The sequence below is a fragment of the Pseudomonas sp. Irchel s3f10 genome (genome assembly GCF_900187515.1).
GTDB classification, from domain to species: Bacteria; Pseudomonadota; Gammaproteobacteria; order Pseudomonadales; family Pseudomonadaceae; genus Aquipseudomonas; species Aquipseudomonas tensinigenes.
The window spans coordinates 180,392-201,716 of the sequence record NZ_FYDZ01000007.1 but is presented as its reverse complement, the minus strand read 5'-3'; the positions used below and the strand labels follow the sequence as shown (position 1 = coordinate 201,716).

General features: G+C 60.3%; 23 protein-coding genes. 4 read left to right on the top strand and 19 right to left on the bottom strand.

Annotated features, from left to right (window positions below; genetic code table 11):
* Window positions 1-63 precede the first annotated feature (63 nt).
* From CKW17_RS17170 to ubiE, 9 genes are all read right to left on the bottom strand, one after another.
* Window positions 64-771 carry a 16S rRNA (uracil(1498)-N(3))-methyltransferase gene (locus tag CKW17_RS17170; protein WP_095120737.1) on the bottom strand — a complete coding sequence of 236 codons (708 nt, stop codon included), beginning with the start codon at window positions 769-771 and terminating at the stop codon, window positions 64-66.
* A complete protein-coding gene (tatC, locus tag CKW17_RS17165) occupies window positions 768-1,559 on the bottom strand; it encodes a twin-arginine translocase subunit TatC (protein WP_007909342.1) in 792 nt (263 codons plus the stop codon). The genes CKW17_RS17170 and tatC overlap by 4 nt, the downstream gene beginning before the upstream one ends.
* Entirely contained in the window at window positions 1,556-2,014 is a 459-nt protein-coding gene (gene tatB / locus CKW17_RS17160) for a Sec-independent protein translocase protein TatB (protein ID WP_095120736.1), read from the bottom strand. The genes tatC and tatB overlap by 4 nt, the downstream gene beginning before the upstream one ends.
* Before the next feature lie 10 nt (window positions 2,015-2,024).
* Complete coding sequence (locus CKW17_RS17155; protein ID WP_003220847.1) at window positions 2,025-2,306, bottom strand: twin-arginine translocase TatA/TatE family subunit; 282 nt, start codon at window positions 2,304-2,306, stop codon at window positions 2,025-2,027.
* Window positions 2,307-2,331: 25 nt separating this feature from the next.
* A complete protein-coding gene (locus CKW17_RS17150; protein ID WP_003220849.1) occupies window positions 2,332-2,664 on the bottom strand; it encodes a phosphoribosyl-ATP diphosphatase in 333 nt (110 codons plus the stop codon).
* The gene (hisI, locus tag CKW17_RS17145) at window positions 2,657-3,058 is read right to left on the bottom strand and encodes a phosphoribosyl-AMP cyclohydrolase (protein ID WP_007909357.1); all 402 of its coding nucleotides are present in this window, start codon (window positions 3,056-3,058) and stop codon (window positions 2,657-2,659) included. Before hisI ends, CKW17_RS17150 begins: the two co-directional genes overlap by 8 nt.
* Window positions 3,059-3,178: 120 nt before the next feature.
* Window positions 3,179-4,783, bottom strand: coding sequence for a ubiquinone biosynthesis regulatory protein kinase UbiB (gene ubiB / locus CKW17_RS17140; protein ID WP_095120735.1), 1,605 nt, complete (start codon window positions 4,781-4,783; stop codon window positions 3,179-3,181).
* Window positions 4,780-5,403 (bottom strand): SCP2 domain-containing protein, encoded by a 624-nt coding sequence (locus CKW17_RS17135; RefSeq protein ID WP_007909360.1) that lies wholly within the window; start codon window positions 5,401-5,403, stop codon window positions 4,780-4,782. Before CKW17_RS17135 ends, ubiB begins: the two co-directional genes overlap by 4 nt.
* The gene (gene ubiE, locus CKW17_RS17130; protein ID WP_008080626.1) at window positions 5,403-6,173 is read right to left on the bottom strand and encodes a bifunctional demethylmenaquinone methyltransferase/2-methoxy-6-polyprenyl-1,4-benzoquinol methylase UbiE; all 771 of its coding nucleotides are present in this window, start codon (window positions 6,171-6,173) and stop codon (window positions 5,403-5,405) included. The genes CKW17_RS17135 and ubiE overlap by 1 nt, the downstream gene beginning before the upstream one ends.
* A 154-nt stretch (window positions 6,174-6,327) precedes the next feature.
* On the opposite strand from ubiE, the gene CKW17_RS17125 reads away from it, so the two are divergent.
* The 3 genes from CKW17_RS17125 (at window position 6,328) to CKW17_RS17115 (ending at window position 8,194) form a co-directional block, all read left to right on the top strand.
* A complete protein-coding gene (locus tag CKW17_RS17125; RefSeq protein WP_077570393.1) occupies window positions 6,328-6,603 on the top strand; it encodes a polyhydroxyalkanoic acid system family protein in 276 nt (91 codons plus the stop codon).
* Between the two features lie 234 nt (window positions 6,604-6,837).
* A complete protein-coding gene (locus CKW17_RS17120) occupies window positions 6,838-7,260 on the top strand; it encodes a phasin family protein (protein WP_095120734.1) in 423 nt (140 codons plus the stop codon).
* 10 nt (window positions 7,261-7,270) lie between these two features.
* Complete coding sequence (locus tag CKW17_RS17115; protein ID WP_095120733.1) at window positions 7,271-8,194, top strand: phasin family protein; 924 nt, start codon at window positions 7,271-7,273, stop codon at window positions 8,192-8,194.
* A gap of 253 nt (window positions 8,195-8,447) precedes the next feature.
* Here the strand turns inward: CKW17_RS17115 and CKW17_RS17110 are convergent, their stop codons facing one another.
* The 9 genes from CKW17_RS17110 to argS form a co-directional block, all read right to left on the bottom strand.
* Window positions 8,448-9,068: a TetR/AcrR family transcriptional regulator gene (locus CKW17_RS17110; protein ID WP_038360043.1), complete on the bottom strand. Its 621-nt coding sequence runs from the start codon at window positions 9,066-9,068 to the stop codon at window positions 8,448-8,450.
* A 30-nt stretch (window positions 9,069-9,098) separates the two neighbouring features.
* Window positions 9,099-10,781: a class II poly(R)-hydroxyalkanoic acid synthase gene (phaC, locus tag CKW17_RS17105; protein WP_095120732.1), complete on the bottom strand. Its 1,683-nt coding sequence runs from the start codon at window positions 10,779-10,781 to the stop codon at window positions 9,099-9,101.
* Window positions 10,782-10,920: 139 nt separating this feature from the next.
* Window positions 10,921-11,775 carry a poly(3-hydroxyalkanoate) depolymerase gene (gene phaZ / locus CKW17_RS17100; RefSeq protein ID WP_034152967.1) on the bottom strand — a complete coding sequence of 285 codons (855 nt, stop codon included), beginning with the start codon at window positions 11,773-11,775 and terminating at the stop codon, window positions 10,921-10,923.
* Window positions 11,776-11,869: 94 nt separating this feature from the next.
* On the bottom strand, window positions 11,870-13,549 hold the full coding sequence (gene phaC / locus CKW17_RS17095) for a class II poly(R)-hydroxyalkanoic acid synthase (protein ID WP_077570403.1): 1,680 nt from the start codon (window positions 13,547-13,549) through the stop codon (window positions 11,870-11,872).
* A gap of 258 nt (window positions 13,550-13,807) precedes the next feature.
* Window positions 13,808-14,179: a gamma-butyrobetaine hydroxylase-like domain-containing protein gene (locus tag CKW17_RS17090; protein ID WP_095120731.1), complete on the bottom strand. Its 372-nt coding sequence runs from the start codon at window positions 14,177-14,179 to the stop codon at window positions 13,808-13,810.
* An 83-nt stretch (window positions 14,180-14,262) separates the two neighbouring features.
* Window positions 14,263-15,600 carry an ATP-dependent protease ATPase subunit HslU gene (gene hslU, locus CKW17_RS17085; protein ID WP_095120730.1) on the bottom strand — a complete coding sequence of 446 codons (1,338 nt, stop codon included), beginning with the start codon at window positions 15,598-15,600 and terminating at the stop codon, window positions 14,263-14,265.
* A 54-nt stretch (window positions 15,601-15,654) separates the two neighbouring features.
* Complete coding sequence (gene hslV / locus CKW17_RS17080; RefSeq protein WP_016984593.1) at window positions 15,655-16,185, bottom strand: ATP-dependent protease subunit HslV; 531 nt, start codon at window positions 16,183-16,185, stop codon at window positions 15,655-15,657.
* A 233-nt stretch (window positions 16,186-16,418) separates the two neighbouring features.
* Entirely contained in the window at window positions 16,419-17,135 is a 717-nt protein-coding gene (locus tag CKW17_RS17075) for an SPOR domain-containing protein (RefSeq protein WP_007909385.1), read from the bottom strand.
* A gap of 1 nt (window position 17,136) precedes the next feature.
* A complete protein-coding gene (gene argS, locus CKW17_RS17070; RefSeq protein ID WP_095120729.1) occupies window positions 17,137-18,873 on the bottom strand; it encodes an arginine--tRNA ligase in 1,737 nt (578 codons plus the stop codon).
* On the opposite strand from argS, the gene CKW17_RS30580 reads away from it, so the two are divergent.
* A complete protein-coding gene (locus CKW17_RS30580) occupies window positions 18,872-18,994 on the top strand; it encodes a hypothetical protein (RefSeq protein ID WP_256579857.1) in 123 nt (40 codons plus the stop codon). The genes argS and CKW17_RS30580 overlap by 2 nt on opposite strands.
* A 93-nt stretch (window positions 18,995-19,087) precedes the next feature.
* Here the strand turns inward: CKW17_RS30580 and CKW17_RS17065 are convergent, their stop codons facing one another.
* Window positions 19,088-21,307, bottom strand: coding sequence for a primosomal protein N' (locus CKW17_RS17065; RefSeq protein WP_095120728.1), 2,220 nt, complete (start codon window positions 21,305-21,307; stop codon window positions 19,088-19,090).
* Window positions 21,308-21,325 lie beyond the last annotated feature (18 nt).

Here is a 21,325-nt window from a genome sequence, read left to right as displayed (position 1 = left end):
GCTTCTAAAACAACATCAAAAGATCGCAGCCTTCGGCAGCTCCTACAGGGGAGCGGTGTTTGGTTAGAAGAGCCGGGCGAGCAGGGCGGTGACGGCGGTTTCGACGCGCAGGATGCGTTCGCCCAGTTGCACCGGTTGCAGGCCGGACTTGGCCAGCAGATCGATTTCGTAGGGAATCCAGCCGCCTTCAGGGCCGATGGCCAGCGTCACTGGTTCGCTGAGCGCGCGTGGGCACGGTGGATAGTTACCGGGATGGCCGACCAAACCGAGGGTGCCTTCGGTAATCGCCGGCAGCCGATCCTCAACAAACGGCTTGAAGCGCTTTTCGATGATGATTTCCGGCAGCACGGTATCGCGCGCCTGTTCGAGGCCGAGGATCAAATTTTCGCGAATCGCCTCAGGCTCAAGAAACGGCGTCTGCCAGAAACTCTTCTCGACCCGATAGCTGTTGACCAGAATTACCTTCGACACGCCCATGGTCGCCACGGTTTGAAACACCCGGCGGAGCATTTTCGGACGCGGCAGCGCCAGCACGAGAGTCAACGGCAGTTTGGCCGGTGGCGGCTGATCGAGAGTGACGCGCAGCTCGGCTTCACCCGCTTCCAGTCGCAGCAGCTCAGCCGAACCCATCAGCCCGTTGATCCGGCCAACACGCAGGCTGTCACCGACTTCCGAACGGTGAACTTCCTGCATATGGGTCAGGCGTCGATCACGCAGCACTACGCGGTCGGCCGCAATGAAATCGGCCTCTTCGAGCAACAGCAGGTTCATGCCTGGGTCGCTGGCGGCTGGTCGTTGTGGTCGTCGGCCGGGTTCTCGTCCGGACGTTCGCGCTTGCTGATCAAGCCACCGAACAGAATGCCGATTTCAAACAGCATCCACATCGGCACAGCCAGCAGGGTCTGCGAGAAGATGTCCGGCGGCGTCAGGATCATGCCGACCACGAAGCAGCCGATGATCACGTACGGGCGGATTTTCTTCAGGTAGGCGACGTCAACGACGCCGATCCACACCAGCAGCACCACGGCCACCGGGATCTCGAACGCCACGCCGAAGGCGAAGAACAGCGTCATGACGAAATCGAGGTAACTGGCGATGTCGGTCATCATTTCCACGCCGGCCGGGGTGGCTGCAGCGAAGAATTTGAAGATCAGCGGGAACACGAAGTAATAGGCGAACGCCATGCCGGTATAGAACAGCAGAATGCTCGACACCAGCAGCGGCACTGCAATGCGTTTCTCATGCTTGTACAGGCCCGGCGCGATAAAACCCCAGATCTGATGCAGGATCACCGGGATCGCGAGGAACAGCGAAACCATCATCGTCAGCTTCAGTGGCGTCAGGAACGGCGACGACACGTCAGTGGCGATCATCGTCGCGCCGACTGGCAGGTACTGGCGCAGCGGCGTCGAGACGAAGGTGTAGATCTGCTGGGTGAAGGCGAACAGCCCGGCGAAGATGATGAAGATTGCCGCCACGCAACGCAGCAGACGGGTGCGCAACTCGGTGAGGTGCGAAACCAGCGGCATGTGCTGGTCGTTTTCGGGGAGATCGCTCATGGGGCTCGCGGCGGCAAAGTGGTGTCGTGTGGCGCTGGTGTGATCGGCGCGGCGTTTGGCGCAACGTGTTCAACAGATTGTTCCACAGCGGCTGGCGCCGGCTCTGTCGGTGTTACAACGGCAGCGGGTGCCGGTGCTGGCGTAACAGGCGCGGTCGGCGCATGAATCGTCTGCTGACCCACATGCTCAACCGGCGTCGGTTCCTGTTGAACCGGGCTGAAAATCTTCCGCGCTTCTTGCTCCAGCGACAGAATGTGCTCGTTGTGCAGTTGCCGACGGATCTCGTCGGCACCGATTTCACGTTCAACTTCCTGTTTGATCGCGTTGAAGCTGCGCTTCAGCCGACCGACCCACAGGCCAGCAGTGCGCGCAGCGCCCGGCAGACGCTCGGGGCCCAGCACCAGCAGGGCGACGAGGCCGACGAGCAGCAGTTCAGAGAAGCTGATACCAAACATTAGTCAGTGCTCACACGTCTTTGCGGATCGGCTCTTCGACTTTCTGCGCCTGCACGTCGATGGTGTGCGGCGGGTTGGCCTGAGCGGTGGCTTGCGGCTGCACCGGTGGCACTGGCTGCGCAGGCGTCACGGTAGGATCAGCGGCCGGTTTCTCGTCGTCGTTCATGGCTTTGCGAAAGCCCTTGATCGACTCGCCGACGTCGGTGCCGAGGTTTTTCAGTTTCTTGGTGCCGAACACCAGCACCACGACAACCAGAATGACGATCCAGTGTTTCCAGTCAAAAATGCCCATGTTGCTGTTCCTCTCGAAAAATTGTTCAGGCGGACGGACGCGAGGCTTTCTCGACGTGTCCGGACAAGCCAAAGCGGCGATCCAGTTCATCCAGCACAGCCTGCGGATGCTGTCCCAGTTGGGCGAGCATGACCATGCTGTGGAACCACAGGTCGGCGGTCTCGTAGATCACATCGCTGCAGTCGCCGCTGATCGCGGCATCCTTGGCGGCAATAATGGTTTCGACCGACTCTTCGCCGACTTTCTCCAGAATCTTGTTCAAACCCTTGTGATACAGACTGGCCACATACGAGCTGTCGGCGGCTGCGCCTTTGCGCTCTTCAAGTACCTGAGCGAGGCGGGTCAGGGTGTCACTCATGTTTGTGTCCTGCGGAATAGATTGCGTGCGGGTCTTTCAGAACCGGGTCGACTGTCTTCCAGTCGCCGTTTTCGAAGACGCGGTAAAAGCAGCTTTGACGGCCGGTATGGCAAGCGATGTCGCCGATCTGTTCAACCATCAGGATGATTACGTCAGCATCACAGTCCAGACGCATCTCATGCAGCGTCTGCACATGGCCGGACTCTTCGCCCTTGCGCCACAGCTTGCCACGGGAACGTGACCAGTAGATTGCACGGTTTTCCGCAGCGGTCAGTTCGAGCGCCTCGCGGTTCATCCAGGCCATCATCAGCACGCGTCCGGTCTTGTGATCCTGGGCAATCGCCGGCACCAGGCCATCAGCGTCCCACTTGATCTCGTCCAGCCAGTTTTTCATCTTCAATTCCCGAAACGCAGCTACAAGCTTTGAGCTTCAAGCTGCAAGTAAAAGCAGATTGCGGTGTTCCAGTATCGTCAGGCTTGCAGCTCGCAGCTTATAACTTGCAGCTGATTCGTGCTATCGGCGAACGACCAGATACAAGCCGACTGCCACCATGATTCCCGCCGGCCAATGCCCCAATTCGTGCAATGGGCCACCGATGGCGAGGATCACCCCGCCGGCCAGATGCGCGCAACCGAGCAGGCGCAGGAACCAGTCATCCTTGCGTTTATGCCATGGCGGCGGTGGGTCGTAGGCGTGCGGCTGGGACATGCGTTCGAGCAGATCGCGGGCCATATTCGCCAGGTGCGGCAGTTGCTCGAACTGGCTCTGCACGTTGCTCAGCAAGGCTTTCGGGCTGACGCGCTCGCGCATCCAGCGTTCGAGGAATGGCTGCGCGGTGTTCCACAGATCCAGATCCGGATACAGCTGACGGCCAAGACCTTCGATGTTCAGCAAGGTCTTTTGCAGCAGCACCAGTTGCGGCTGCACTTCCATGTTGAAGCGCCGCGCGGTCTGGAACAGGCGCATCAGCACCTGGCCAAATGAAATATCTTTTAACGGTTTTTCGAAGATCGGTTCGCACACGGTACGGATCGCCGCTTCGAATTCGTTGAGTTTGGTTTCCGCCGGCACCCAGCCCGAGTCGATGTGCAGTTGCGCCACACGACGGTAGTCACGCTTGAAGAACGCGAACAGGTTGCGCGCCAGATAATCCTGATCTTCCGGGGTCAGGCTGCCGACGATGCCGCAGTCGATCGCGATGTATTGCGGGCTCCACGGATTGACGGTGCTGACGAAGATGTTGCCTGGGTGCATGTCGGCGTGGAAGAAACTGTCGCGGAACACTTGGGTGAAGAAAATCTCCACACCGCGTTCGGCGAGCATTTTCATGTCGGTGCGCTGATCGGCGAGGGTCGCCAGATCGGTGACCTGAATACCGTAGATGCGCTCCATCACCAGCACTTTCGGCCGGCACCAGTCCCAGTAGACCTGCGGCACGTAGAGCAGCGGCGAACCTTCGAAGTTGCGCTTCAACTGGCTGGCGTTGGCCGCCTCGCGCAGCAGATCGAGCTCGTCGTAGATGGTTTTTTCGTAGTCCTGGACCACGTCGACCGGGTGCAGCAGACGCGCGTCGGCCGAGACCTTTTCGGCGGCGCGGGCGAGGATGAACAGCCACGCCAGATCCTGCGCGATGATCGGCTTCAGACCCGGGCGGATCACCTTGACCACGACTTCTTCGCCGGTTTTCAACTGCGCGGCATGCACCTGCGCCACCGAAGCCGAAGCCAGCGGTTCGACGTCGAAACGGCTGAACACGTCGCTGATTTTTTTGCCCAGCTGTTCTTCGATCAGCTTGATCGACAGCTGCGAATCGAACGGCGGCACGCGGTCCTGCAACAACATCAGCTCATCGGCGATGTCTTCCGGCAGCAGGTCGCGGCGGGTCGAAAGAATCTGCCCGAACTTGATGAAGATCGGCCCGAGATCCTGCAACGCCAGACGCAGACGCGCGCCCCGGCTCAGGTCCAGCGGCTTGCGCGGGAACCAGCGCCACGGCAGCACATAGCGCAGCGCCAGGAGAAACCAGGGCAGCGGCAGATCGAACAGCAGGTCATCGAGGCGGTAGCGGATCACGACAGACTGGATGCGCAGCAGACGGCGGACGGCGAGCAGCTTCATGCGTTATCGCTTGGGTCGAGGGATCGGGAAAGGCGCTCGAAACGCGCCTCGAGACGTTCCAGATCAAGTTTGATCCGGTCCAGTTCGCTGAACCGCGCTTCGGCTTCGCGCTGCCCGACGAGGGTGCGCGATTCTTCGGCGAGGTATTCGGCGAGGTTCTGGTTGAGGCTGGCAAATCCTTGTTGATACCAGCGCGCGCGGCTGCGCAGATGGCCACCGACCAGTTGCGTGGCGACCGGGCCGAGCCAGCGCGAGAGTTCGTACTCCCAGTCCAGCTCAAGGTCCTGCAGCACACCGGCCAGCTCCAGCAGCACGCCGCTGTCGCCATCGAGTTCGACTTCCGGGGCGTGCAACACCGCGGTCTTGTCTTTGCTCACGGCCAGTTTGATCAGGCTCGAGGCCGGCGCACGCAGGGTGCAGTCGACGCCGGTTTCCCAGTGCGAGGCCAGCATCAAACCTTCGTCGCTCGGCAGGATGAACAGTTGCAGCGCCGGGCTGCGGCAGTCGACGGCAATCACCTTGCCGGTCAAATGCGCCAGCCGCGGCAGCGCCGTGCTGTCGAGACGCAGCACCCGGTTGAGGCCGAGTTCAACGCTGGCGAGCAGCCCGGTGAGCAACATCAGGGCTTGATGCCGCGGTGCAGGGCGACGATGCCTGCGGTCATGTTGTGATAGGTCACGCGGTCGAAACCGGCGTCGACCATCATCGACTTCAGGGTTTCCTGATTCGGGTGCATGCGGATCGATTCGGCCAGGTAGCGATAGCTTTCCGAGTCGTTGGTGATCAGCTTGCCCATCAGCGGCATGAAGGCGAACGAGTAAGCGTCGTAGGCTTTCGACATCAGCGCGTTGGTCGGCTTGGAGAATTCCAGCACCAGCAAACGACCGCCGGGCTTGAGCACGCGCAGCATCGAGCGCAGGGCGTCTTCTTTGTGCGTCACGTTGCGCAGGCCGAAGGCGATGGTCACGCAATCGAAATGATTGTCCGGGAACGGCAGTTTTTCCGCGTCCGCCTGAACGAACTCGACGTTGCCGGCGACACCCAGATCGAGCAGGCGATCACGGCCGACCTTGAGCATCGATTCGTTGATGTCGGCCAGCACCACTTGGCCGGTCGGGCCGACCAGGTGCGAGAATTTTTTGGTCAGGTCACCAGTACCGCCGGCGATGTCCAGCACGCGGTTACCGCTGCGCACGCCCGAGAGTTCGATCGCGAAACGCTTCCACAGACGGTGCATGCCGCCCGACAGAAGGTCATTCATCAGGTCGTACTTGGCGGCTACCGAGTGGAAAACCTCAGCGACTTTTTCCGCTTTCTGGCTTTCCGGAACGTTTTTGAAGCCGAAGTGAGTGGTGGGTTCGGCATCGCTGCCTTTGCGCTGATCAGTCATATCGCTGTCACCAAAAGAGAATGCGCGACATTCTAATCCCCAAGCCATGCTTTGTCTTGGAATGGCTAAAGGTAAGATGGGCAACCTTCGGGACGATTTGCCGCAGCGGCGGTCAAGATTTACTGAGACCTATTCATAAAGCAGGAGTCATTCAATGGCCAAAATCACTGTTGAGCGTGCCCACAACCTGGGCAAGGAAGCCGCCCGCGAGAAGGCCGACAAACTGGCGCAAAAACTCTCCGAACAATATGGCCTGGAGCCGCAATGGTCCGGCGACACCCTGAACCTCAAGCGCTCGGGCGTGAAAGGCGCAGTGCATGTGGCGGACGATTCGATCAAGGTCGACGTGGAACTGGGCATCATGATGTCGGCCATGAGCGGCATGATCAAAGCCGAGATCGAGAAGGCCCTCGATAAAGCCTTGGTCTGAAACACGATCCCTTGTAGGAGTGAGCCTGCTCGCGATAGCGGTCTGTCAGTCGACATCATTTTTTGACTGATACACCGCTATCGCGAGCAGGCTCACTCCTACATTTATTTTGTGGTGCACCCGAGCTTTTATGTCAGTTGTTAGGGTGCCGTTTCTAATTTTTCTGCCTACTTTGTGCCTGAGCCCGACACTTTCCCGGGCAGTTCCTCAAACCTTCTGCGCGTGAGGTGCACCATGGCCAAAGTAATTTTGAAGAAAAAAATCGACGCTTCGACTTCTGCTCTGAGCGACGTCAAATCCTATGCCCGCAAGATCTGGCTGGCAGGCCTGGGTGCCTACGCCAAGGTCGGCCAAGAGGGCAGCGACTACTTTCAAGAGTTGATCAAGACTGGTCAAACTGTTGAAAAGAAAGGCAAAAAAGCCGTCACCGAAAAACTCGAAGCGGCCAACGCCGAGATCGATGAAGCCAAGAGCGAAGTGAGTTCTTTCAAAGGTCGTGTCGAAGTTCAACTCGACAAGGTCGAGAAGGCATTCGACTCCCGCGTAGCAAGCGCCTTGAATCGTATCGGCATTCCGTCTAAACATGACGTTGAGACACTCTCTGCTAAGCTCGATGAGCTGACGGCATTGCTCGAACGCGTCGCGCGTAAATCTTAAGGAGAACGGGATGGCTGGTAAAAAGAACACCGATAAAGAAGGCAGCTCGTGGATCGGGAAAGTCGAAGACTACTCCCGCAAAATCTGGCTGGCTGGTTTAGGCGTGTACTCGAAGATCGACACTGACGGCAGCAAGCTCTTCGATACATTGGTCAAAGACGGCGAGAAAGCCGAGAAGCTCACCAAGTCCGCAGTCGGCAAAAAAGTCGATGCCGCCAAGGACTCTGCTTCCTCGGCCAAGTCGCGCATCAGCGGCGTGAAAGATCGCGCACTGGGCAAGTGGGACGAGCTGGAAGGGGCTTTCGACAAGCGCCTGAACAGCGCGATCTCGCGCCTCGGTGTACCGAGCCGCAATGAGGTCAAGGCACTCAACAGCAAGGTCGACACACTGACCAAACAGATCGAAAAACTCACCGGTCTGAAGGCTCAACCTGTGGCGGCGAAAACCGCTGCGGCAAAACCGGCAGCGAAAACTGCGGCGGCCAAACCAGCGGCAAAATCCGCTGCCAAGCCTCTGGCAAAAGCGGCAGCTAAACCTGCTGCAAAAGCCGCGGCCAAGCCTGCAGCAAAAACCGCAGCGGCCAAGCCAGCTGCTAAAGCTGCAGCCAAACCGGTTGCTGCCAAAGCCGCCGCCAAACCGGCAGCAAAACCTGCGGCCAAAACTGCAGCGAAACCAGCCGCCAAGCCAGCCGCGAAAACCGCTGCCGCCAAACCGGCTGCCAAGCCAGCAGCCAAACCGGCTGCGGCGAAAAAACCGGCAGTGAAAAAACCGGCCGCGCCGAAAGCCGCAGCGCCGAAGCCAGCAGCACCTGCTGCCGCCAAGCCGGCCACCCCGGCAGCTCCGGTGAGCGCGTCGAACTCCGCCGCGGCACCGACTCCGGTGGCTACCCCGACTGCTGCATCGACGCCGTCGACGCCAACCAGTCAGTCCTGATTCTTCAGGGCAAAAAAAAACGCCCGGCCTGTGAAGGTCGGGCGTTTTTGTATCTGAATTCCAACAGCCCCTCACCCTAGCCCTCTCCCAGAGGGAGAGGGGACCGAACGAGGTGTCTCACGCTATACGCCGACCTGAAAGACCTTATCGATTATGGATTCGGTAACGCACTGTCAGGTCGGCGTACTTCTACAGCATCCCCCAATCAGTCCCCTCTCCCTCTGGGAGAGGGTTAGGGTGAGGGGCTTTTGATTCAGTCATGGTCTTCAAGATACTGAAGAGCCATCCGCTCCGTGGCGACTTTAACCGGCGGCAGCAAGTGCGGCGCCACCAGCATCATGATCTGGTACACGACCAAACGAACCTCACCCTCACGATCCAGAATCCGCTGATAATCCAGCGAAAACAGCAACGTCATGGTGATCTGCTCCACCAACTGCCCCAACGCCTGCGTATCACTGACCAACTGCCCCGCAGCCTTCAATCGCGCGAGCAACGACGCCAGCGTGCGCTTCAGCGCATTGAGCAAATGTCGAATGCCCTTGGCCAGTTTCGGCAGCCGCCCCGCCAGGTTCGACAGGTCCTGAAACAGGAAGCGGTACTGCGCCAGCCGCTCGACGATCAAATGCAAAAACAGCCAGTAATCCTCCGGCGCCAATTCCACATCCGACGGCGGATCGAGCAGTGGCGCCAGTTCATTCTGGAAGCGTTCGAACAACCCGAGAATCAGCGGTTCCTTGCCGTGGAAGTGGTAGTAGAGGTTGCCCGGGCTGATGCCCATTTCGTTGGCGACCTCCATGGTGGAGACGTTCGGCTCGCCCTTTTCGTTGAACAATTGCAGAGCACATTCGAGAATCCGGTCGCGGGTTTTCATCCAGTCTTCTTAGAAAAGTTCGGTTAAGCGTCAGCGCACACGCACGTAAGTACCGGGCGCTGCCTCCATCGGTGGATAGTTCGGGTTGCCAAGGGTGAACGAGGTTTCGTGCTGGGCGCCGGAGCGCTGTTGAATCCATTCCAGCCACTGCGGCCACCAACTGCCATCGACGTGCTTGCCGTCGTAATACCAGGCGCGCGGGTCGCTGCTCATCTTGCCGTTTTCGACGTACGCGGCTTTCGCGTTGCTTGGTGGGTTGAGGATGCTCTGCACATGGCCGCTGTTGGACAGCACGAAACGCCGCTCGCCACCGAGTAGCAGGGTCGAGCGATACACCGCATCCCACGGGGTGATGTGGTCGTTCATGCCGGCGACGCTGAAGCTGTCGACAGTGACTTTCTGCAGATCGATGGGCGTGCCGCAAACCTCCAGACCACCCGGATGGGTCAGTGGGTTGTGCTTGAAGAAGTCCAGCAGGTCACCGTGAAATGCCGCCGGCAGGCGGGTGTTGTCGTTGTTCCAGTAGAGGATGTCGAAGGCCGGTGGCTCTTTGCCCAACAGGTAGTTGTTGACGAAGTAGCTCCAGATCAAATCATTGGGGCGCATCCAGGCGAAGATCCTGGCCATGTCGCGACCGTCGAGCACGCCTTTCTGATAGGAACGGCGCTTGGCGGCTTCGAGGGTTTGTTCGTCGGCGAACAGCGTGGCCGGGGTTTCGATCTGGCTGTCGAGCAGGCTGACCAGATAGGTCGCGCTGGAGACCCGGCGCAGTTGCCGCTTGGCCTGCAAATGGCCTTGCAGGGCGGCGATGGTCAGGCCGCCGGCGCAGGCGCCCATCAGGTTGACCTCGCGGGCGCCGGTGATCGCCCGGCAGATGTTCATCGCTTCTTCCACCGCTTCGACGTAGGTCGACAGGCCCCATTCGCGATGGCGTACATCCGGGTTGCGCCAACTGATCATGAACGTTTGCAGGCCATTCTTCAGTGCGTACTGGACGAAGCTGTTGTGTGGGCTGAGGTCGAAAATGTAGTACTTGTTGATTTGCGGTGGCACCACCAGCAGCGGCTTGGCGTACTGCTTTTCGCTCATCGGTTTGTACTGGATCAGCTCCAGCATCTCGTTGCGAAATACCACCGAACCGGTGGTGGTGGCGACGGTCTTGCCGACCTCGAAAGCCTGTTTGGTCACTTGGCGCGGCAGGCCATCGTTGTGCAGCAAGTCATCGAACAAATGGCTGAGGCCGCGCACCAGGCTGTGCCCGCCGGAGTTGAACAGCTCCTTGACCGCCAGCGGATTGAGCAGGGTGTTGGACGGCGCCACGGCGTCGTTGAGCAGGGTGAAGGCGAAGTGCGCACGGGCGCGATCGTCCGGGCTCATGTTGCTTTCATCGATCCAGCTTTTGACCTGCTTCTGCCAGGCCAGATAGGCCTGCAGGCTGCGCCGGTAAAACGGATTGAGGCTCCATGCCGGATCGGCGAAACGGCTGTCGTTGGGATTGGTCGGGTGCAGGGTTTCGCCGAGCAGCACGCGGCCCAATTGACCGCCGAGTTTCAACGCGTGCTTCGCACTGTGAAACGGATTGCGCAGGCCATGGGCGGCGACGCTGCGCAAGGTCGAGATCAGGTCCCGGCCACGCAGGCCGGTGATCGCACTTTGTGCGTTGATGAACACGGCGGGGCTGGGCACTACGCCCGTCGCTGGTTTGTCGCGCATGACTCAACACTCCTTCGTCTTCAGGTCAAAAACAAACTCACCGAACCAGAACACCATAGACGCTGTTGCGGGTTGCTGCCTGCGCGGCGTCCTGCCGCGCACTCTTTGCCAAAGGCCTGCATAAAGCCTGCCGCCGGGGTTAACCGCCCAGCGGTGTCGGATGCGGGTGCATCACCGCGCGCTGACGTTCCTCCTGGAGGAATTTCATGATGATCGGCGCCACCGCTTCAGCGCGAGTAATCAGGAACAGATGACCGTCGTCGATGATGTGCAGTTGGGCGTTGGGAATACGCCAGGCGAGCATGCGCATGTTAATCAGCGGGATCAGCGGATCGTCATCGCCGGCCAGCACCAGTGTCGGCTGATGGATCTTGTGCAGCCAATGAATACTCGTCCAGCCAAGGCCAGCGAAAAGTTGCCAGTAATAGCCCAGCTTGCCTGCCGAACGGACTTTAGCCGCGTGGCTGGCGGCCAGGGTCGGATCGCGGCGGAACGAGCCGCCGTAGATCAGCGGGGCGATACGGATCACGTGGGAAGGCTGAATGTAGCGCCGCGGACTGGCCATCATCCACAGCACTTTCGGTTTGCCCGGCACCATCACCGCACCGGCCGCGGTCGCCGCCAGCACCAGTTTCTTGCAGCGCTCGGGGTAGTCGTAGGCGAACTGCTGCGCGAGCGCGCCACCCCACGACACGCCAATGACGTTGACCTGACCGTAGTCGAGGTAATCGAGCATCCGCGACGTCAGCTTGGCCAAGCCGGGAAAGCGATATGGCCGGTTCGGCGTCGAGGAACCGCCGACACCGGGCACGTCGAAGGCGATCACTTCCAGATCCGGGTCCAGCGCCGCGACAAACGGAAACACCAGCTCCAGGTTGGCGCCGATGCCGTTGAAAATCAGCAAGGGCGTCAAGTGAGGCTTGCCGGGGCGTACCGCCGTGCGGAGGGTCTGGCCATCCAGATCGACGGTACGGAATATGAACGGTTGCGGCATGCTTCAGGCCCTTCGGGTTAGAGTGGAGCAGCTACAAGCCGCAAGCTTCAAGCAGAACCTGCTCAGCTTGCGGCTTGTAGCTTGTGGCTTGCCGCTATCTTTCATGTACATAAGTGCCCGGCGAGGCTTCACCCGCCGGATACGCCTTGTTGCCCAGTTTCAGCGGGGCCTTTTTCAGGTTGCCCGAGCGCTCGGCCTGCCACGTCTGCCAGTACAGCCACCAGGAGTCGGTGTGCTTGGTCGAGTTCTCTTGCCATTCATCGGCATTGGCAGCCACTTCTTCGCTGGTCATGTAACGCGATTTCGGGTTGCCTGGCGGATTCAGGATGCTCTGGATATGGCCGCTGCTCGACAACACGAATTCCACCTTGCCACCGAACAACTGCGCCGACTTGTAGCAGGACTTCCACGGCGTGATGTGGTCGTTGGTGCCGGCCAGCGAGAAGATGTCGGCCGTGACCTGCTTGAGGTCGATCGGCGTGCCGCACACTTCCAGTGCATTCGGGCGGATCAGTGGGTTGTTTTTGAACATCTCGATCAGGTCGCCGTGGAACGCGGCTGGCAACCGGGTGGTGTCGTTGTTCCAGAACAGGATGTCGAACACCGGAGGCTCGTTGCCGAGCAGGTAGTTGTTGACCCAGTAGTTCCAGATCAGGTCGTTGGGACGCATCCAGGCGAAGACCTTGGCCATGTCTTTGCCTTCGAGCACGCCGGCCTGATACGAGTGGCGCTTGGCGGTCTCCAGGGTCTGCTCGTCGACGAACAGGGCGACGTCGCTGTCCAGCGTCGTGTCGAGCACGCTGACCAGCAGCGTGAGGGCGTTGACCTTCTTCTCGCCGATCGCCGCGTAGTGGCCGAGCAGGGCGGTGCAGGTGATGCCGCCGGAGCAGGCGCCGAGCATGTTCACGTCTTTGCTGCCGGTGATCGCGGTGACCACGTCGACCGCTTCTTTCAGTGCGTCGATATAAGTCGACAGGCCCCACTCGCGCTGGGCCTTGGTCGGGTTGCGCCAGCTGACGATGAACGTCTGCACGTTATTGCGCAGGCAGAAGCGCGCCAGACTCTTGTCCGGGCTCAAATCGAATACGTAGAACTTGTTGATCTGCGGCGGCACCACCAGCAATGGACGCTCGTGGACTTGCTCGGTGATCGGCTTGTACTGGATCAGCTCCAGCACGTCGTTGCGAAACACCACCGCGCCTTCGGTGACACCGAGGCTCTTGCCGACCTCGAACGCGCCCATGTTTACCTGGCTCGGCATGCCGCCGTTGTGTACCAGATCCTTGGCCAGATGCGAGAGGCCATCGAGCAGGCTTTTGCCGCCGGTTTCAAAAAAGCGTTTTACCGCGGCCGGGTTGGCAGCAGTGTTGGTCGGGGCCATGGCTTCGGTCATCAGGTTGATGACGAAGTGGCCGCGGGCAATGTCCTTGGGTGACAGGCTGCTGTCATCGATCCAGGCATGGAGTTCCTTGCGCCACGCCAGGTAAGTTTGCAGATAGCGTTTGTAGAGCGGGTTCTGGCTCCACGCAGGATCAGCGAAGCGACGGTCATCGCCTGCCGGTTGCAGTTCGGATTTGCCGAACAACACGTTCTTCAGTTCGAGGCCGAAATGGGTGACGTGCTTGACGCTATGGATCGGTTGTCTGATGGCCTGTTTCAGCACCATACGAGCAGAGGCCAGCAGATCCTTTCCGCGTAGCCCAACGACGGGATTAAGCCCCAGGGTGTTTTCCGAGGCTTGGTACTTCAGGTCATCGTTATTCTTGTTACTCATCTACGACGCTCCATTGTCCTGAGACGAGTACCCGGTTTTCTGCTGTGCAGTTCCACAGCCAATGCCAGGTACTACTGCTCGGGTGACCGTTAATTCTGCATAGCTGCTTTACAGTCGTAGAGCATTGCAGGGAACTTGCCAGCTCCATTGGTTACCCGAGTTTAATTTTTTTCGCAAGCAGGCCGATCCTCGGCCACACAGCAGAGCATTCAAACAGATGAATTTAGAAAATGCCCTCTAATGAGCGCAAGGCTCGGGCTAGAGCATCAGCTTGACGATGGACTCGTTCGGGTCGCGGGTTTTTCCGGCAGCTTTGAGCTCGGCCAGATAATCGGCCCAGAGTGCGTCATGACGTCGCCCCAGCTCGTAGAGATAATCCCAGGTGAACAAGCCGCTGTCGTGACCGTCGTCGAAGGTCAGTTTCAGTGCGTAGTGACCGGCCGGTTCCAGCTTGCTCAGACCGACGTTGAGCTTGCCGAATTGCAGGATCGGTTTGCCGTGGCCCTGGACCTCGGCGGAGGGGGAATGCACGCGCAGGAATTCGGCGGGCAGGGTGTATTCCTCGCCGGACGCGTAGGTGAGCGTCAGGGTTTTCGAGGCTTTGTGCAGTTTGATGTCGGTGGGAATCATAAAAACAGCCCTGAGCTACAAGCAACAAGCTGCAAGCTTAACTCAGCCCGCAGCTTGTCGCTTGCAGCTCGGAGCTTGCCGCTCTACAGAATATAGCGGGACAGGTCTTCGTTCTGCGCCAATTCGCCGAGGTGGCTGTTGACGTATTCGGCGTCGATCAGAATCGGCTGCTCATCGTGGGTGCTGGCCAGATCGCCGGCGCTGAACGACACCTCTTCCAGCAGACGCTCAAGCAGCGTGTGCAGACGACGGGCACCGATGTTCTCGGTCTTCTCGTTGACCTGCCAGGCGATCTCCGCCAGACGCTTGATGCCTTCCGGCTGGAACTGGATGTTCAGACCTTCGGTTTTCAGCAGCGCGCAATATTGCTCGGTGAGCGAGGCATGCGGTTCGCTGAGGATACGTTCGAAGTCCGACGGGCTCAGCGCTTTGAGTTCGACGCGGATCGGCAGACGACCTTGCAGCTCCGGCACCAGATCGCTCGGCTTGCTCAGGTGGAACGCGCCGGATGCGATGAACAGGATGTGGTCGGTCTTGACCATGCCCAGTTTGGTGTTGACGGTGCAGCCTTCGATCAGCGGTAGCAGGTCGCGCTGTACACCTTCACGGGAGACATCGGCGCCGCCGACGTTGCCACGCTTGGCGACTTTGTCGATTTCGTCGATGAACACGATACCGTGCTGTTCAACCGCTTCCAGCGCTTTGGCCTTCAGCTCTTCTTCGTTGACCAGACGCCCGGCTTCTTCGTCGCGCACCAGCTTCAGCGCTTCTTTGACCTTGAGCTTGCGCGCTTTCTTTTTGCCCTTGCCCATGTTGGCGAACAAGGACTGCAACTGGTTGGTCATCTCTTCCATGCCAGGCGGCGTGGCGATTTCGATGCCGGCGACTTCAGCGACTTCGATCTCGATTTCCTTGTCATCCAGCTGACCTTCGCGCAGGCGCTTGCGGAACAGCTGGCGAGTGTTGGAATCGCTGCTCGGCGCTTCTTCATTGCTGAAGCCCATGCGCGCCGGCGGCAGCAATGCGTCGAGGATACGATCCTCGGCAGCGTCTTCAGCGCGATGGCGAACGCGGGTCATTTCCTGCTCGCGGAGCATCTTGATCGCGGCGTCGGCCAGATCACGGATGATCGATTCGACGTCACGGCCAACGTAGCCGACTTCGGTGAACTTGGTCGCTTCGACTTTGATGAACGGCGCGTTGGCCAGTTTCGCCAGACGACGGGCGATTTCGGTTTTACCGACACCGGTCGGGCCGATCATCAGGATGTTCTTCGGGGTCACTTCAACGCGCAGCTCTTCAGGCAGCTGCATGCGGCGCCAGCGGTTGCGCAGGGCAATCGCGACGGCGCGCTTGGCATCGTCCTGGCCGATGATGTGGCGGTTGAGTTCGTGGACGATTTCGCGGGGAGTCATGGACATAGTAATTGACGGTCCTCAAGCAGAAACAAGCCGTGGCACAGGGCCGCGTCAGGCTTATTCAGCGAGATCCTGCTCCTCAATGGTCTGAGTGTGGTTGGTGAATACACAGATGTCGCCGGCGATGCCGAGGGCGGTTTCGACGATTTCACGGGCCGACAGGTCGGTCTTTTTCAACAGGGCACTGGCCGCAGCCTGCGCGTAACCGCCGCCGGAACCCATGGCGATCAGGCCATCTTCGGGTTCGACCACGTCACCGTTGCCAGTGATGATCAACGAGGCGTCCTTGTTGGCGACAGCGAGCATGGCTTCCAAGCGGCTCAGGGAGCGGTCGGTGCGCCATTCTTTGGCGAGTTCGACAGCGGCGCGCACCAGGTGGCCCTGATGTTTTTCAAGCTGGCCTTCGAAACGTTCGAAGAGGGTAAAGGCGTCAGCGGTGGCACCGGCAAAACCGGCGATGACCTGGCCGTGGTACAGGCGACGGACTTTTTTCGCGTTGCCTTTCATCACGGTATTGCCGAGAGAAACCTGGCCGTCGCCGCCCATGACGACTTTGCCGTGACGGCGGACTGAAACGATGGTGGTCAAGGGAAGAGTCTCCACACAGCGGGGCGAAAGTGCCTTATGCCCATTCATATGGGGGTGCTGGAGAGGATTTCAACCGGGGAGGGTGCGCAGGGACGAACGGCGGGTGGTTGATTGATCGTTCCCACGCTCTGCGTGGGAATGCAGCCCGGGACGCTCCGCGTCCCTTAACCGCTGGGACGCAGAGCGTCCCTTGATGCGTTCCCACGCAGAGCGTGGGAACGATCGCTCGCGGGTCAGCGGCTCTGGCGTTGTTGTAACAACAGGTTGCTGAAGCCGGCGCCGGCCAGTTGTTTCTGTGCCGTGGTCAGCTGTTCACGGTTGCTGAACGGCCCGACCAATACGCGATACCAGGTTTCATCCTTCACCGTGCCCGACTCAACCGCTACGGCCTGGCCGAGCAGAATGATCTGCGCACGCACCTTGTCGGCATCGGTTTCCTTGCGGAACGAACCGGCCTGCAAGAAGAACTTGGTCACCGGCGCGGCTTTGCTCACCGGCGGTGCTGGCGGCGGGGTAATCCCGGCCAACGCTGCCTGAGCGCGCGCGGTGTCGATCTTCGCCGCTTCCGCCGGGGTCACCGGCGTGGTCGGGATGGCCGGCACTTGTGGCGTCGGCAAAGTCTTCTCTGGCACGGCGTCCGGCGGCACGATCACTTCCGATTCCGGCAGCAAGGTGTAGAAGTCGTACTTCGGCTTCACCGGTTGCGTCGGGCTCGGCGGGGTCTTGTTGGCCTCGGCGATCTTCGATGCTTTCTGCTGTTGTGCCTGTTCGACCTTCTCACGCTTGACCGTGTCGCTGCCCTTGCCCGGCTCGAGCTTCATCAGGAATACGATGAACGCGCCGACCGTCAGGCCGATGGCCATCCACAGCCAGCCCGGAATCGGTTGCTTCGCAGGAGCTTGGTAACGGCTGGCGCCACGCTTGGGTGCAGGTTTTTTCTTGGCAGCCAACTTACATACGCTCCAGAGTTTCCAGACCCAACAGCTCCAGGCCTTGCTTGAGGGTGCGACCGGTCAGCGCGGCCAGACGCAGACGGCTCTGCATCTGGGCCGGGGTCTCGGCGGCGAGGATCGGGCAGTTCTCGTAGAAGCTGGAGAACAGACCGGCAACGTCGTACAGATAAGTGCAGAGAATGTGCGGCGTGCCTTTGTCGGACACGTTGTTCAGCACTTCGCCGAACTGCGCCAGTTTCGCCGCCAGCTCTTGCTCATGTGCGGCTTCCAGGACGATCTGGCCATCGACTTCGCTGAAGTCCTTGCCCAGTTTGCGGAACACACCGGCGACGCGGGTGTAGGCGTACAGCAGGTACGGCGCGGTGTTGCCTTCGAAGTTCAGCATCAGGTCGAAGTTGAAGCTGTAGTCGCTGGTGCGGTGCTTCGACAGGTCGGCGTACTTCACCGCGCCGATGCCGACGACTTTGGCGATGTTGCGTAGTTCGTCTTCGGCCAGTTCCGGGTTCTTCTCTTTCACCAGGTTGTAGGCGCGTTCCTGCGCTTCGGTCAGCAGATCGATCAGCTTCACGGTGCCGCCGTCACGGGTCTTGAACGGACGGCCGTCGGCGCCGTTCATGGTGCCGAAGCCCATGTGCTCCATTTCCATCGGATGGGTGACGAACCCAGCCTTGCGCGCCACGGCGAACACTTGCTGGAAGTGCAGAGCCTGACGCTGGTCAACGAAGTACAGCGCACGATCAGCTTTCAGCTTGCCGCTGCGGTAGCGCACGGCGGCCAAGTCAGTGGTGGCATAGAGGTAACCGCCGTCAGCCTTGACGATGATCACCGGCAGCGGGTCGCCGTCGGCGTTCTTGAACTCGTCGAGGAACACGCACTGCGCGCCGTTGCTCTCGACCAACATGCCAGCGGCTTTCAAGTCGTTTACAACGTTGATCAGGTCGTCGTTGTAGGCGCTTTCGCCCATCACGTCGGCCATGGTCAGTTTGACGTTGAGCAGTTCGTAGATCTTCTGGCAGTGCGACAGCGAGATGTCCTTGAACTTGGTCCACAGCGCCAGGCACTCGGCATCACCGGCCTGCAGCTTGACCACCAGACCACGGGCGCGGTCGGCAAACTCTGCGGATTCATCGAAACGCTGTTTGGCGGCGCGGTAGAAGTTTTCCAGGTCAGACAGCTCGTCGCTGGTGATCGGGTTTTCCTGCAAATAAGCCATCAGCATGCCGAACTGGGTACCCCAGTCGCCAACGTGGTTCTGACGGATCACTTCGTCGCCGAGGAATTCGAGTACGCGGGCCACGCCGTCGCCGATGATCGTCGAGCGCAAGTGGCCGACGTGCATTTCTTTGGCCAGGTTCGGTGCCGACAGGTCGACCACGGTACGTTGCGCCGGGCCGGCCTTGCGTACGCCAACATGGGCATCAGCCAATGCAGCGTCGAGACGCGAGGCCAAAGCCTGGGTGTTCTGGAAGAAGTTGATGAAGCCCGGGCCAGCGATTTCGGCCTTGGTGACGTTCTCGTCAGCCGGCAGTGCGGCGATGATTTTTTCCGCCAGATCGCGCGGCTTCATGCCCGCAGGCTTGGCCAGCATCATCGCGATGTTGCTGGCGAAGTCGCCGTGAGTCTTGTCACGGGCGTTCTCCACCTGAATCGCCGGCGACAGGCCTTCAGGCAACACACCTTCGTTGACGAGTTGGGTGAGGGCTTGTTGGATCAGCTGGCGAATGGTGTCTTTCATGGTCTTCTCTTTCGACCGCAAGCGCGGCGGGCGCATCGATGCGCGGGTGGAAAAACTGGGCATTATCCGTTGCGAAGACGGGCTTGCCAACCTTAGCAGGCAGCTTATGGATATGTGGTGACATTCAGATCAAAAGATCGCAGCCTTCGGCAGCTCCTACACGGGGATACGCATTTTCCTGTAGGAGCTGCCGAAGGCTGCGATCTTTTGATCTTCAATATAAATCTACAGGGTCGACATCCAGCGACCAGCGCACCGCCCGCCCGCTCGGCATTTGCTCCAGCACCAGCAACCAGCTCGCCAGCAACCGGTGCAACGGTGCTCGCGCCGTCGCCTGCAACAAAAGCTGCGCACGATAACGCCCCGCCCGCCGCTCCATCGGCGCTGGCACCGGCCCAAGCAATTCAATCCCGCTCAGATTCTGTTCGGCCAGCAAGCGCTCGGCCTCGCTGCACGCCTCATCTAAAAAGCCTTCCGCTTGCCCCGGTTTGTGCGCTTCGGCACGCAACAACGCCAGATGCGCAAACGGTGGCAGCCCGGCTGCCCGGCGCTCGCTCAAGGCCTGCTCGGCAAAGGCGGAATAGCCTTGTTCGGTGAGCTGCACCAATAAAGGATGGTCGGCGAGGTGCGTCTGAATGATCACCTTGCCCGGCTCTTCCGCTCGCCCGGCCCGCCCGGCTACCTGCACGATCAACTGCGCCATGCGCTCGCTGGCGCGGAAGTCGCCGGAGAACAGGCCGCCGTCGGCATCCAGAATCGAAACCAGTGTCACTCGTGGAAAATGGTGCCCTTTGGCCAACATCTGTGTGCCGACCAGAATGCACGGCTGGCCTTTCTGAATCGTTGCGAACAACTGATTCATCGCGTCCTTGCGCGAGGTGCTGTCACGGTCGACGCGCAGCACCGGGTAGTCGGGGAATAGAATCGCCAGCCGTTCTTCGGCACGTTCAGTACCCGCGCCGACCGGGCGCAGATCGACCTTGTTGCACTTCGGGCACTGGCGCGGCGTGCGCTCGACGTAGCCACAGTGGTGGCAGCGCAACTCTCCGTAGCGCTGGTGCACGGTCATTCGTGCATCGCAGCGCGAGCACTCGGACATCCAGCCGCAATCATGACAAAGCAGCGTCGGGGCAAAGCCGCGGCGGTTGAGGAACACCAACACCTGTTGCCCATTCGCCAGCGTCTGACCGATGGCTTGCTGCATCGGCCCGGAAATACCGCTGTCCAGTGGACGGCTTTTCACGTCCAGACGCAGGAACCGCGGCTGCTTGGCGCCGCCGGCACGTTCATTCAGGCGTAGGAGACCGTAACGGCCGGTGTAGGCGTTGTGCAGACTTTCCAGCGATGGCGTGGCGGAGCCGAGCACGATCGGGATGTTTTCCTGCCGCGCACGCACCAGCGCCAGATCGCGGGCGTGGTAGCGCAAACCTTCCTGCTGTTTATAAGAACCGTCGTGCTCTTCATCGATGATGATCAGCCCGGGGTTTTTCATCGGCGTGAACAGCGCCGAGCGGGTGCCGATAATAATGTCGGCCTCGCCATCGCGGGCGGCGAGCCAGGCATCGAGGCGCTCGCGGTCATTGACCGCCGAGTGCAGCAGGGCGATGCGCGCATTGAAGCGCTGCTCGAAACGCGCCAGGGTCTGCGGGCCGAGGTTGATCTCCGGGATCAGTACCAAGGCCTGCTTACCGGCTTCGAGGGTTTCGCGAATCAGTTGCAAATAGACTTCGGTCTTGCCGCTGCCGGTGACGCCGGCCAGCAGGAATGCGTGATAACTGTCGAAACCGGCGCGGATCGCCTCGTATGCGGCGCGTTGTTCGGTGTTGAGCGGTAATTCCGGTTGCGCCAGCCAATGTTCGTGGCGCGCGCCTGGGGCATGGCGGCGGATTTCCACTTGCACCAGACCTTTGGCCAGCAGCAGATCGAGACTGTCTTTGCTCAACATCAGTTTGCTCAGCAACTGATGGGCGACGCCGTGCGGATGCTGAGCCAGAGTTGCCAATGCCTCACGCTGGCGCGGGGCGCGGGCAATGCGCGGGTCATCAAGGCTGGCGCCGGGGGCGGCTGACCAGAAGCGCTCTTGCCGAGCCTCGGCCAGTTCGCCCTGACGCAGTAGCACCGGCAACGCCCAGCTCAAGGTGTCGCCGAGGCTGTGTTGATAATACTGCGAGGTCCACAGGCACAGCTTGAACAGCGCCGGTGGCAGCGGCGGCGTGGCATCGAGCAGGGCCAGCGCCGGTTTGAGTTTTTCCACCGGCACTTCGCTGGTGTCGGTGACCTCGACCAGAATCCCGATCATCTCGCGCCGACCGAACGGTACCCGCAGGCGCATGCCCGGCTGCAATTGCTCGCGCAGCACGCCGGCCGGCGCACGATAGTCGAACAGGCGGCGCAAGGGTGAAGGCAGGGCGAGGCGCAGAATGGCGTCGGGCACGCGGGGGGATCTCTATAA

Coding starts and splice junctions, on each gene's coding strand:
- CKW17_RS17170 (WP_095120737.1), bottom strand. CDS start 771: ATGAACCTGCTGTTGCTCGAAGAGGCCGATTTCATTGCGGCCGACCGC.
- tatC (WP_007909342.1), bottom strand. CDS start 1,559: ATGAGCGATCTCCCCGAAAACGACCAGCACATGCCGCTGGTTTCGCAC.
- tatB (WP_095120736.1), bottom strand. CDS start 2,014: ATGTTTGGTATCAGCTTCTCTGAACTGCTGCTCGTCGGCCTCGTCGCC.
- CKW17_RS17155 (WP_003220847.1), bottom strand. CDS start 2,306: ATGGGCATTTTTGACTGGAAACACTGGATCGTCATTCTGGTTGTCGTG.
- CKW17_RS17150 (WP_003220849.1), bottom strand. CDS start 2,664: ATGAGTGACACCCTGACCCGCCTCGCTCAGGTACTTGAAGAGCGCAAA.
- hisI (WP_007909357.1), bottom strand. CDS start 3,058: ATGAAAAACTGGCTGGACGAGATCAAGTGGGACGCTGATGGCCTGGTG.
- ubiB (WP_095120735.1), bottom strand. CDS start 4,783: ATGAAGCTGCTCGCCGTCCGCCGTCTGCTGCGCATCCAGTCTGTCGTG.
- CKW17_RS17135 (WP_007909360.1), bottom strand. CDS start 5,403: ATGTTGCTCACCGGGCTGCTCGCCAGCGTTGAACTCGGCCTCAACCGG.
- ubiE (WP_008080626.1), bottom strand. CDS start 6,173: ATGACTGATCAGCGCAAAGGCAGCGATGCCGAACCCACCACTCACTTC.
- CKW17_RS17125 (WP_077570393.1), top strand. CDS start 6,328: ATGGCCAAAATCACTGTTGAGCGTGCCCACAACCTGGGCAAGGAAGCC.
- CKW17_RS17120 (WP_095120734.1), top strand. CDS start 6,838: ATGGCCAAAGTAATTTTGAAGAAAAAAATCGACGCTTCGACTTCTGCT.
- CKW17_RS17115 (WP_095120733.1), top strand. CDS start 7,271: ATGGCTGGTAAAAAGAACACCGATAAAGAAGGCAGCTCGTGGATCGGG.
- CKW17_RS17110 (WP_038360043.1), bottom strand. CDS start 9,068: ATGAAAACCCGCGACCGGATTCTCGAATGTGCTCTGCAATTGTTCAAC.
- phaC (WP_095120732.1), bottom strand. CDS start 10,781: ATGCGCGACAAACCAGCGACGGGCGTAGTGCCCAGCCCCGCCGTGTTC.
- phaZ (WP_034152967.1), bottom strand. CDS start 11,775: ATGCCGCAACCGTTCATATTCCGTACCGTCGATCTGGATGGCCAGACC.
- phaC (WP_077570403.1), bottom strand. CDS start 13,549: ATGAGTAACAAGAATAACGATGACCTGAAGTACCAAGCCTCGGAAAAC.
- CKW17_RS17090 (WP_095120731.1), bottom strand. CDS start 14,179: ATGATTCCCACCGACATCAAACTGCACAAAGCCTCGAAAACCCTGACG.
- hslU (WP_095120730.1), bottom strand. CDS start 15,600: ATGTCCATGACTCCCCGCGAAATCGTCCACGAACTCAACCGCCACATC.
- CKW17_RS30580 (WP_256579857.1), top strand. CDS start 18,872: ATGGTCTTCTCTTTCGACCGCAAGCGCGGCGGGCGCATCGATGCGCGG.
- argS (WP_095120729.1), bottom strand. CDS start 18,873: ATGAAAGACACCATTCGCCAGCTGATCCAACAAGCCCTCACCCAACTC.